Source organism: Arthrobacter sp. 9V (genome assembly GCF_902506065.1).
Taxonomy (GTDB): domain Bacteria; phylum Actinomycetota; class Actinomycetes; order Actinomycetales; family Micrococcaceae; genus Arthrobacter.
In genome coordinates this window covers 2,280,185-2,291,361 of sequence record NZ_LR732912.1, presented here as the reverse complement: position 1 = coordinate 2,291,361, position 11,177 = coordinate 2,280,185, and the positions used below count along the sequence as shown (strand labels likewise).

9 protein-coding genes are annotated in these 11,177 nt (G+C 62.5%); 6 read left to right on the top strand and 3 right to left on the bottom strand.

Going from position 1 to position 11,177, the window contains the following annotated elements; translation table 11 throughout:
* Positions 1-46: 46 nt before the first annotated feature.
* Entirely contained in the window at positions 47-940 is an 894-nt protein-coding gene (gene iolB / locus BACI9J_RS10720; RefSeq protein ID WP_159734356.1) for a 5-deoxy-glucuronate isomerase, read from the bottom strand.
* A 46-nt stretch (positions 941-986) separates the two neighbouring features.
* On the bottom strand, positions 987-1,727 hold the full coding sequence (locus tag BACI9J_RS10715; protein ID WP_159734355.1) for a GntR family transcriptional regulator: 741 nt from the start codon (positions 1,725-1,727) through the stop codon (positions 987-989).
* 234 nt (positions 1,728-1,961) lie between these two features.
* Between BACI9J_RS10715 and BACI9J_RS10710 the strand changes: the two genes are divergently transcribed.
* From BACI9J_RS10710 to BACI9J_RS10685, 6 genes are all read left to right on the top strand, one after another.
* Positions 1,962-2,387: a ChaB family protein gene (locus BACI9J_RS10710; RefSeq protein ID WP_159734354.1), complete on the top strand. Its 426-nt coding sequence runs from the start codon at positions 1,962-1,964 to the stop codon at positions 2,385-2,387.
* 114 nt (positions 2,388-2,501) lie between these two features.
* On the top strand, positions 2,502-4,895 hold the full coding sequence (locus tag BACI9J_RS10705) for a molybdopterin oxidoreductase family protein (RefSeq protein ID WP_159734353.1): 2,394 nt from the start codon (positions 2,502-2,504) through the stop codon (positions 4,893-4,895).
* Positions 4,892-5,353, top strand: a complete 462-nt coding sequence (locus BACI9J_RS10700) for a hypothetical protein (RefSeq protein ID WP_159734352.1) — start codon at positions 4,892-4,894, stop codon at positions 5,351-5,353. Before BACI9J_RS10705 ends, BACI9J_RS10700 begins: the two co-directional genes overlap by 4 nt.
* A 178-nt stretch (positions 5,354-5,531) precedes the next feature.
* Entirely contained in the window at positions 5,532-6,554 is a 1,023-nt protein-coding gene (locus BACI9J_RS10695) for a 3-oxoacyl-ACP synthase III (RefSeq protein WP_159734351.1), read from the top strand.
* Positions 6,548-9,289 carry an alpha/beta fold hydrolase gene (locus BACI9J_RS10690; protein WP_159734350.1) on the top strand — a complete coding sequence of 914 codons (2,742 nt, stop codon included), beginning with the start codon at positions 6,548-6,550 and terminating at the stop codon, positions 9,287-9,289. Before BACI9J_RS10695 ends, BACI9J_RS10690 begins: the two co-directional genes overlap by 7 nt.
* The gene (locus BACI9J_RS10685) at positions 9,286-10,344 is read left to right on the top strand and encodes an NAD-dependent epimerase/dehydratase family protein (protein ID WP_159734349.1); all 1,059 of its coding nucleotides are present in this window, start codon (positions 9,286-9,288) and stop codon (positions 10,342-10,344) included. Before BACI9J_RS10690 ends, BACI9J_RS10685 begins: the two co-directional genes overlap by 4 nt.
* Here BACI9J_RS10685 and BACI9J_RS10680 read toward each other — a convergent pair.
* Positions 10,256-11,068 (bottom strand): MBL fold metallo-hydrolase, encoded by an 813-nt coding sequence (locus BACI9J_RS10680; protein ID WP_159734348.1) that lies wholly within the window; start codon positions 11,066-11,068, stop codon positions 10,256-10,258. The genes BACI9J_RS10685 and BACI9J_RS10680 overlap by 89 nt on opposite strands.
* Positions 11,069-11,177 lie beyond the last annotated feature (109 nt).

Genomic DNA, 11,177 nt, shown 5'->3' with positions numbered 1-11,177 from the left:
CTCCTCGCATCCACTGGATGTGAGGAGGGCATTCTCACGTCCTAAGCTAGCCGCCGAACGGCAGCCTGGGGTCGATGCCCTGGTTATCCCAGCTTTGCCGTACCCAACCGTGGTGGGGGTCGTCGCTGATCAGCCATTCACGGACGGGGCCAGGGCCTGCCATGACGTTGAGGTAGTACATGTCATAGCCTGGTGCTGCCATCGCAGGGCCATGCCAGCCATAGGGAACCAAAACAACGTCGCCGGTGCGGACCTCGGCCGAAACGTCAATGGGCCGTTCATCAGAGGCGTAAACCCGTTGGTAACCGATCGCATCGGCGTCGGACGGAGCTCCGGAACCTGCGGCTACCTGCGTCTCGAAGTAGTAGATCTCCTCGAGGTGGGTCTCGCCGTCCTTTTCCTCATCATGCTTGTGCGGGGGATAGGAGGACCAGTTGCCTGCGGGAGTGATGACCTCGCACACAATGAAGCGGTCCGCTTCCAGCGCAGCCGGCGTGCCGAAGTTATGCACCTGGCGTGAACAGTTGCCGGCGCCCCGCAATTCAACGGGCGTCTCGGCAGCCGTAACCAGCCGGGTGGGGTACGAGGCATGGGCGGGGGCAGATGCGATAGCCACACGACCGCCGTCGGAAGAGCTGATAGTGAGGGACTTTCCGGTGCCCGAGTACAGGACATCGCTGGGCCCCTGGAATACGGAGGTCCGCCCTGAAAGGGCGTGTTTGACGCCGTCCACCGTAACTGTGAAGGCTCCGTTGAGCGGCACCACAATGCGCTCCTCAGCAACAGCGGAAAGTTCGACGGCGGCGCCCGCCGCGAGGGTGGCCACCTTGAGGCCGGTGTGGGCCCAGCCCTCAACGGCAGTGGCGGAATCGGACGTGCCGAGAGAGATGTCCCACACGCCGTCGGCAGCGGAACCCAGCGGGTAAACCCAATTGGTCATGGAAGGGGAATCCTTTTGTGTCAGCTGCACCGGATTTTCGGCTTTATCAGCGTTGTACGAGTGTCATTTCAAAACTGTAGGAATCGGCGCGGTAGACGTGGTGACCCGTCTCTACATGGCGGCCGGTATCGTCAACAGCGGTGCGCTCCATGGTGACCAAGGCAGAATTTACCTCTGTCTCCAAGAGCGGCGCTTGGTAGTCATTGACGATCATGGCGCCGATACGTTGTGTGGCAAGACGGAAGTTGACGCCACCGCGGCGAAGGATCGCATAGAGGCCCTCTGCTCCAAGCATCGCCTCGTCCATGGTGGCGATGTCGTCGCGTACCCAGTTTTCCATGAGGGCCAGTGGTTTGCCCCCCACTTTTCGAAGGCGGGTGAAGTGGTACACCTTGGAGCCGGCGGGAAGTTCCAGCGCCGCAAGGGTGGCGGCGTCGGCTTCCTCATGGGAGAAGCTCAGCACGGTGGTGGTGGGCTTCTTGCCGTTGTTGGTGAGATCGTCAAAGAGGCTGGAGAGCTCCAGAGGCCGGCGAACCTGGCTGGAAACCACTTGGGTTCCTACACCGCGCTTGCGGACCAGAAGGCCCGAACGGACCAGTTCATCCATGGCCTTACGCATGGTTGGCCGGGAGAGGTTGAGCTGCGCCGCGAGGTCTATTTCGTTTTCGAGTCGGCTTCCCGGTTCCAGCACTCCGCTATGGATGGCTGCCTCAATGCCCTGGACCACCTGGTGGTAGAGGGGCACGGGAGAGGAACGGTCGATGTTGAGACCAAGTTTGGTAACCACTGGAATACCCCGGGTTTCAGGCTCCGCCCCTTGGTCTCCCTATCCGGGTGTCCGAGGGCATGTAGCCATTTGTTCGCTTGATAGGACATACTTTCTCCCTCGATGGTAGCAGCCAACTTTCAGTGGTCAAATGGTCGCCTGGCTGTAGCCCATCCGGTTCTTGATCCGGACCATTGCTTGCCACCAGACTTGGATTACTCGAAGACAACCATGACGTAAGGGAGTTTGAGTGCCATGCCCAAGACCGGAAAGAACGATCACGCCCGCAAGAACGAACTGCCGTCAACCCTTCAACGCTCGGAGCAGAAGGCCCAGGACACCTTTGCGAAGACCTACGACTCGGCAATGGAGACCTATGACAACGATCCAAGCCGGGCGGCGCGGACTGCTTTCGCGGCTCTGAAACACAGTTACGAGAAGGTGGGTGATCATTGGGAGCCCAAAGAGGAGCGCGGACCTTCCGATGACCGGGCCGAGGGGGGTATCAACTCCAGCAAGCCCACAGCCGGGGGAGTGGATGCCCATGCTTCCAAGGAGCACCTTTACCGGCGGGCCAAGGAAATGGATATCAAGGGTCGTTCGAAGATGGACAAGGATGAGCTGGTGGAGGCGCTGCAGAAGGCCAACGACGCGGCAACCCGGAAGGCACGGGAGAGCTAGATGCCCGGCGAATGCACAAGCGTCAGCAGGCCAGCCGTCCTGCCTCTGGACGGATGGTAAGTATCCTGATATTTCTGGAGTGACTCCAGGACATCCAGTTAGTTGAGGTGCATGATGGCGGATCGCATCACCGATATTTGGGGAACACGGACACCGTTTGCGGCCGGCGGAGACTGGCCGGCCCGCGTTGACTTCGCCTTGAACGGGAATCTCAAGGAAGACGACGTCGATCACTGGGTTCAATCTGCCTGCGTGCTGTGCAGCAATGGCTGCGGCTGTGACATTGCCGTCAAAGACGGGGTCATGGTGGGCATTCGTGGACGTGCTCAGGATCGCGTGAACAAGGGACGCCTCGGTCCGAAAGGCCTGTTCGCCAGTTGGCAGGGAGTTGTCAACAAGGACCGCCTCACCCGGCCCCTCATCCGCGAGGGCGGTCGCCTGGTAGAGACTGATTGGGACACGGCCATGAGCAGGGTTGTGGAACGCAGCAAGCAACTTTTGGCGGACAAGGGACCCCTGAGTCACGGCTTCTACACCAGCGGCCAGCTCTTCCTGGAGGAGTACTACGCTTTGGCCGTGATCGGCAAGGCAGGCATTGGGACTCCCCATATGGACGGCAACACCCGGCTCTGCACAGCTACGGCAGCCACCGCACTCAAGGAAACCTTCGGAGCTGACGGTCAACCCGGCGCCTATGAAGACATTGACAGCTGCGATGCGATCTTCCTCTACGGCCACAACATGCCGGAGACACAGACAGTCCTCTGGTCCCGCGTCCTGGACCGCCTTGAGGGGCCAACGCCGCCCAAGCTGGTCTGCGTTGATCCGCGCAACACAGAGGTCGCGAGGCACGCAAACGTTCACTTGGCGGTCAGGCCGGGTACCAATCTGGCGCTCATGCACGCCCTGATCCGCGAAGTGCTGGAGAACGGTTGGTTGGATGCCCGTTATATCCAAGAGCACACCCTTGGCTTTGACGAGTTGAAAGGCACAGTGGAGCAATGGACGCCTGAGGCTGCTGCCGACGTCTGCGGGGTCGCCGCTGCCGACATCAGGGAAGCAGCGCGAATCTTCGGCACCTCAAGCAACGTACTGTCCACGGTCCTCCAGGGCTTCTATCAATCCTCACAGGCCACCGCCTCCTCATGCCAGGTCAACAACCTGCACCTGCTGCGGGGCATGCTCGGGAGGCCCGGAGCCGGACTCTTGCAGATGAACGGTCAACCCACAGCACAGAACAACAGGGAATGCGGTGCCGATGGCGACCTTCCGGGCTTCCGTAACTGGGGCAACCAGGAGCACATAGGGGAACTTGCGAAGCTGTGGAATGTGGACCCGGCCATCATTCCCCACTGGGCACCGCCCACCCACGCCCTGCAGATCTTCCGCTACGCAGAGCAGGGATCCATCAATTTCCTCTGGGTGTCAGCCACCAACCCTGCGGTGTCCATGCCTGAGCTTCATCGCATCCGGGACATCCTGGCAAAACACGAACTGTTCCTGGTGGTTCAGGACATGTATCTGACCGAAACGGCGCAACTGGCCGACGTTGTCCTGCCCGCGGCCGCCTGGGGCGAAAAGACAGGCACGTTCACCAACGCCTCCCGTGTGGTCCACCTTTCGGATAAGGCCGTGGATCCTCCCGGTGTTGCCCGCAGTGATCTGTCGATATTCCTGGACTACTCCCGGCGCATGGGATTCACAACCTTGGACGGTTCGCCCCTGCTCACCTGGGAAGGCGCTGAAGAGGCGTTCGAGGCGTGGAAGGAATGCTCGCGGGGACGGCCATGTGACTACACGGGGTTGACGTACGCCAAACTTCGCGGCGGCAGCGGAATACCTTGGCCCTGCAATGACGGGAATCCTGACGGCACCACCCGGCTCTACGCAGATGGCCTCTTTCCTACTGATCCTGATTATTGCGAAAATTATGGGCATGACTTGCTCACGGGAGCAGAAGTGGAACCCGCGTCCTATCGCGCTTCGGCACCCAACGGCAGGGCTTTTCTGAAGACCACTCAGTACCATCCGCCGCACGAGGAACCTGACAGCGACTATCCACTCCGTTACACCACAGGCCGAACTGCCTATCACTTCCACACCCGTACCAAGACGGCGCGCTCCCGTGAACTGAATGCGGCAGCCCCCAAAATGTGGGTGGAGATATCCGTGAAGGATGCCTCGGAGCTGGGAATTTCCGAGGGCGACATCGTGCGCGTCACCTCTCGAAGGGGACGTATTGAAGCTCCTGCCCGTGTAAGCGGGGTCCGCCCAGGGACGGTCTTTGCGCCGTTCCACTACGGCTACTGGGACAGCGGCGCCGACGCCGGAGAAACAAGCCGGCACGCCACTGCTGCCAACGAACTGACCCTCACTGAATGGGATCCGGTGTCCAAGCAGCCGATCTTCAAGAACGCAGCCGTCAAGGTGGAAAGGCTCGGAAACGGTACCGGGCCGGCCCCGGCGCCCGCCACCACCGCGTCCCGGCCGGAAGGGCGGCAGCTGTGAACCTCCATATCTACCTTGGACTGCTCCACCGGGGTGAACAGACACTGGCAAGCTCATTCCGCCAGGTTTCCGAAGGTCACGGCGACGAGCCGGATATCCATTTCCTGTGTCAAAGCCTGGCCGCGCAGTGCGAGCATCACGTGGACCTCTTGTCACCTGTTGTTGAGCGCTATGGGGAAGGGGGCTCGGATGACGAGCCGGAACGGCTCCACGCCCAGGGACTCTCGGAAACCCGCAGCGGGCCGGTAGGCCTTCTACGGGATCTGCAGGACCTTTATGTGCTGGCCGGCTTGGTGGACATTACCTGGACTGTGGTGGAACAAGCAGGACAGGCCCTTCGCGATGCTGCTTTGTTGTCCGTGGTGGAACAATGCCATCAAGAGACAGAAGTCCAACTCCGCTGGATCACAACTCGAATCAAGCAGGCTGCGCCCCAAGCGCTGCTCGTTGCCGAATGAGTAATTCCAAGGCCGGGATCATGGCGCAGCTGTGGCATGAGTGTGCACTCTCACATAGGAGAGGCGTGCGCCAAATATGCAGGAACGGGTCCACACCGGCATAGTTAACGTCTTGGGGTTGCACTTTATGGGTACAGTCACCGCATGAAGGCAGGACAGAAACGAACAGGGGCTTAACTTGGCAGGGAATGCGACCTTCCGGCACAGCAACACCGCGCTGCTCTCGGTGAGCAGCGTAGAGGCTCCGAGGATAGTGAGCTCCACGGATTTCGACCGGAGATTGGCTTCGACCCTGCAGCGGCTGAAGTTTCCACCACGATTGCTGGAGCGGGTTGCGGGCATCACGCACCGTCGCTGGTGGGCCGACGGCACTTCATTCGACGACGCCGCTGTGGAAGCAGGGGCAAAAGCCTTGGCTGAGGCGGGCGTAGAAGCCTCGGAAATCGGTTTGTTGATCAACACTTCCGTGACCAGGCGCAACCTCGAACCCTCCGTGGCGGTCAAGATTCACCACGAACTCGGCCTGCCGTCCTCGGCCATGAACTTTGACTTGGCCAACGCCTGCCTCGGGTTTGTGAACGGCTTGATCCTGGCAGCCAATATGATCGATTCGGGGCAGATCAAGTACGCGGTGATCGTCAATGGCGAGGACGCACAGGGCACACAGGAAGCCACCTTGGCCCGGCTCCAGCGGCCTGAAACCACGCGCGAAGACTTCAACCGCGAATTCGCCACGCTCACACTTGGATCAGGGGCTGCAGCGGCGGTCCTCGGCCCCGTTGATGAGCACCCGGGGGCGCACCGGCTTGTTGGAGGCGTCATGCGTGCGGGCACCGAACATCATGAACTGTGTGTTGGGGGCATCGATGGCATGCACACCGACACCAAGGGATTGCTCGACGGCGGTCTGCAGCTTGTGGTGGATGCCTGGCATGAGGCCCAGCCTGAGTGGGATTGGGCCAGCATGGACCGCTACGTCACTCATCAGGTCAGCAACGCCTATACGCAAGCGATCATCAACGCCATAGATCTGGACCCGGACAAGGTGCCCATCACTTTCCCCCACTGGGGCAATGTGGGTCCTGCATCGCTTCCCATGACACTCGCGGCCCAAGCACAGTCGTTGACCTCAGGTGACCGCGTCCTGTGCATGGGCGTGGGTTCCGGACTGAACGCAGGAATGGTGGAAATCGTTTGGTAGCCGCCAACTGGCCCGGCGTGGACCCTCAATGGTCCCGCACCGTCCGGGTTAACTCCACCTCGGAGGTGGATGCGCCGGGGGCAGTCCGCCGCTGGCATGTGCTGGATAACGGGACCGAACTCACGCGCCGCGGCCTGACTCCCATCGGTACCTTGCTGTGTGTGCACGGCAACCCTACCTGGTCCTATCTGTGGCGAACCCTGCTGAGCGCGGGAGCAGACCCGGACCATCCGTGGCGGGTTGTGGCCGTGGACCAGCTGGACATGGGCTATTCCGAGCGCACCGGCACCTTCCGGCGCTTGGCTGACCGGATCAATGATCTCGGTGACCTCACGGACAACCTGGGCCTGGAGGGGCCGGTGGTGACGGTTGGCCATGACTGGGGTGGAGTCATCAGCATGGGCTGGGCGCTGGAGCACCCGCAACTCCTGGCAGGCGCGGTGCTGACCAACACCGCCGTGCACCACCCGGCGGATACGCCCATCCCGGCAGCTCTCCGGCTTGCCTTGCACCCCGCGGTGCACCGGTGGGGAACCACGACGTCGGACGCCTTCCTGCGCGTGACGCACTCACTGGCCCACCCGCCGCTGCAGGATGAGGTGCGAAGGGCGTTCATGGCTCCCTACCGTGGAGCCGGGCGCCGCGCCGGGGTGGGGAACTTTGTTGCGGACATCCCTGCAGACCCAACCCACCCCAGCTACCCAACGCTGAGCAAAGTAGCGGAGGGGTTGCGCGGGCTGGAGGTTCCTGCCCTGATGCTATGGGGTCCCAGAGATCCGATCTTCTCGGATCGGTACCTCAAGGACCTTATTGGCCGTCTCCCGCACGCGGACGTGCATCGCTTTGAAGGGGCCGGACACCTCGTGGCGGAGGACAGGGATATCGCCGCGCCGATCTTTGACTGGCTTGCCTTGCACGGCAGCGAAATCAAGGGTGATGCCGCTCCGCTGACTGAAGCTACCGACGGCCACCAGTCCCACAAGCCAGCCGAAAAAGTGGAGCCAGCCCACAAAGTGGAGCCAGCCGGAGAAGAGAAGGCAGCATTCCGCCCCCTTCGGGACTCGCTCAGTGAGATGGCGTCGGGACCCGCCAAGGAAGAAGTCGCTGTTGCAGAGATGGCGCCCGACGGCAGCGTGAGTCGTTCGCTCAGCTGGCAGCAATTGGACCGGAAGATCGCGGATCTGGTGGAGGGCTTGCGGGAAGCCGGAGTGGGCCGTGGCAGCCGCGTCAGTCTGATGGTTCCGCCGGGCACCGAGCTGACCGTGGCGCTGTACGCCTGCCTGACCTTGGGTGCGGTAGTGGTTGTGGCCGACGCCGGCTTGGGGATCAAGGGAATGAGCCGCGCGGTGAAGGGCGCTACCGCCGACTTCCTGATCGGCATCGAGAAGGCGTTGGCAGCTGCCTCGGTACTTGGCTGGCCGGGACGCCGGATCAGCGTTCAGGATCTCCCAACCGCCCGCCGTCGGATCCTCGGCGTCGAGACCTCACTGGCTGCCTTGGCAAGAAGCGGCACAAAAACCGCCGCCGAACGCTCCAAAGATTTGCACATGGACAAGGTGGACCCGGATGCTCCGGCCGCTGTGCTTTTTACCTCCGGCTCCACGGGCCCAGCCAAGGGCGTGCTGTACACCCACCGGCAGTTGGCTGCGATGCGGGACACGGTTGCGGCCACGTTCGGGATCCGTGCAGGTTCCCGGCTGGTGGCGGGGTTCGCGCCGTTTGCGTTGCTGGGCCCCGCGCTGGGGGCCGTATCGGTGACCCCTGCCATGGACGTCACCGCCCCCCGCACTTTGACGGCCCGGGCACTGGCGGAAGCAGTACGTGCCATTGAGGCGACTGTAGTCTTCGCTTCTCCGGCTGCTTTGCGTAACGTCGTGGCCACTCGGGATAACCTCAGCGGGTCGCTCAAAAAGGCTCTCGAAGAAGTGGAGTTGCTCCTGTCTGCCGGTGCGCCGGTGCCGGAGTCACTCCTGGCCGACGTGCAACAGTTGATGCCCCAGGCTTCCCTTCATACGCCCTACGGGATGACGGAGGCTTTGCCGGTCACAGACATCAGCTTTGAGGAAATTCGGGCCGCTGGCGCGGATGCTGTGGCCGGGTCTGTACTTGGAGCCGGCAACGGGGTCTGCGTGGGCACGCCCGTGCATGGCGCCCGGTTGGCGATCAGTCCGCTGGAGGCCGATGGAACCGCATCCGGAGAGCATCGAGGCACCGAAGCCGGTGTGACCGGGGAAATCCTGGTCAGCGCGCCGCACGTAAAAGAAGCCTATGACAGGCTTTGGCTGACCCAACGGGAGAGCGTCGGCGTGAAGGGATGGCACCGAACGGGAGATGTAGGCCACTTCGATGCTGCCGGCCGTCTGTGGGTGGAGGGACGCCTTGCCCATGTGGTGACGGCGCCGGGGGCTGTAGTGACGCCGGTTGGTGCCGAGCAATCCATTGAACGCCTGGACACTGTGCGGATGGCCGCCATCGCCGGAGTGGGCCCTTTGGGGACGCAAGCTGTGGTGGCCGTCGTCGAGACCGTTCCCCCTGCTTCCAAAGCCGGTCCGGCAGCGCCGCAACTGGCAGCGAGTGTCCGACGAGCAGCCTCCGAGGCGGGCGTCGATGTCAGCGCCGTGCTCGTAGTCCCCGCACAACCCACCGACATCAGGCATAACGCCAAGATCGACCGGACCCGCTTGGCACGTTGGGCCTCACGGGTGCTGGCCGGCGGCCGTCCGGGGAAGCCATGAGGGTACTTGTCACCGGCGCCAGCGGACTCCTTGGAGGCGAGGTGGCCCGGCAGCTGGTGCGTCAGGGCCATGACGTAGCATCGTTTCAGCGCCGCCCTTCAGGGGTGGACGGCGTGGAAGACTTCCGGGGATCCATTAACGACGACGACGCCCTCCAGCGCGCACTGGATGGTGCAGAGGGAGTGGTCCACCTCGCTGCCAAAGTATCCATCACCGGGCACGCGGCCGAATTTGATGCCGTAAATGTTGAAGGCACCCGCCTGCTGCTGCGCCTTGGCCGGGCTGCCGGAGTGCGGGACATGGTGTTTGTCTCCTCACCGTCTGTTGCCCACTCCGGTGCAGCCATCATGGGCTCCGATGCGGAGCAAGCTGACCCGCCGCATGCGCGCGGTGACTATGCCCGTACCAAGGCCGAGGCTGAATTGCTGGCCCTCGCGGCCGACGGTGCCGATTTGCGGGTGGCAGCAGTGCGCCCCCACATTGTGTGGGGGCCCGGCGACACCCAGTTGGTTGAACGCGTTCTGGCGCGCGCGGGACGCGGCAGGCTACCACTGCTTGACTCCGGCGCTGCCCTGATCGACACAACGTATGTGGACAACGCCGCTTCGGCAATCGTCGCAGCGCTGCACCGTATGGAATACGTCCATGGCAAAGCCGTGGTGGTCAGCAACGGTGAGCCCAGACCCATCGGCGAGCTGCTGGCAGGCATTTGCGCGGCAGGCGGGGTGGCCCCGCCGTCGTGGTCTGTTCCAGGTGAGTTGGCGCGGGCAGCCGGAGCGGTAGTGGAGAAATTGTGGATCCGGGCAGGACGCCAAGAGGAGCCGCCCATGACCCGGTTCCTCGCTGAGCAGCTCTCTACCGCCCATTGGTTCGATCAACGCGCCACCCGCGACCTCCTCAACTGGACACCTGCCGTCTCCATTGATCAAGGACTGGCAAAGCTGGCCGAGTACTACGGAGGGGACATCACGTCAGGTGGTCAAAGTCTCCCCGTGTCCAAGCTGCATGCCGCCGGGCAGAGTCCAGCAGGGCGTCTTTCGCTCCGAAAGAAATGACGTTGTTGAAGTTGCCGTAGATCCGGTCGAACTCAAGCTTTCCCAGTTGGGCCGCGATTCGCAGCGCCACCGCTCCGGAGAGTGGCAAGCGATTCGGGTAGCTGCGCATGAAGGCGACCGTGCGCCGATCAGGGTTGGGAAAAACGCTGTCACCGGTCAGCAGAACCCCTTTTCCGTCAGCACCGGCGGCCCAGTGCGCTACAGCACTGCCCGGGAAGTGCCCGCCTGTCTGGTGCAGGGCCAACCCCTCGGAAATCGAAACGGTGCCGGTCCAATAAGCGATGCTTGGGTCTGTGCGGCCGAGCCATTCCCGGTCTGCCTCCGCCACCAGGACCGGAACGTTGCCAAGGCGGCGCGACCATTCCACCTGCACACCAAACATGTGCGGATGACTGGCGGCGATCGCCACAACCGGACCGTGCTCAAGGATCGATTGCACAGCTTCGTCATCGAGAAAACCCACAGGATCCCAGAGCAATGAGCCCTGCGAGGTCACCACAAGCTGGGCAGTTTGGCCAATACCGACCTTCGGCTCAGTACTGACCGCTATGAGTCCGGGTTCATTTTGCTCCAGCACGGCCTGACCTCCACTTTGGGCGAGCTGGTCCAAACTAAGCCAGTGTTGTCCGTCCTCGGGGACATACTGCCGATCGTCGGCACAGATCGGACAGAGATCCGGTATGGGTTCCTCGCGTTCCACGGCACAGGTGGCGCAGATCAGCATCGAAAGTCCTTTCCGCAGTACGTGGTTTCCGGTTGCTCCACCACGTGGCCATAAATGATCACCATGCTTACTATTGTGGAGCAGCGGAAGATGGACCGGGATACCACAC

What these genes read in the sequence shown, in the direction of transcription:
- iolB (WP_159734356.1), bottom strand. Translation starts at nt 940, where the DNA reads ATGACCAATTGGGTTTACCCGCTGGGTTCCGCTGCCGACGGCGTGTGG.
- BACI9J_RS10710 (WP_159734354.1), top strand. Translation starts at nt 1,962, where the DNA reads ATGCCCAAGACCGGAAAGAACGATCACGCCCGCAAGAACGAACTGCCG.
- BACI9J_RS10705 (WP_159734353.1), top strand. Translation starts at nt 2,502, where the DNA reads ATGGCGGATCGCATCACCGATATTTGGGGAACACGGACACCGTTTGCG.
- BACI9J_RS10685 (WP_159734349.1), top strand. Translation starts at nt 9,286, where the DNA reads ATGAGGGTACTTGTCACCGGCGCCAGCGGACTCCTTGGAGGCGAGGTG.
- BACI9J_RS10680 (WP_159734348.1), bottom strand. Translation starts at nt 11,068, where the DNA reads ATGCTGATCTGCGCCACCTGTGCCGTGGAACGCGAGGAACCCATACCG.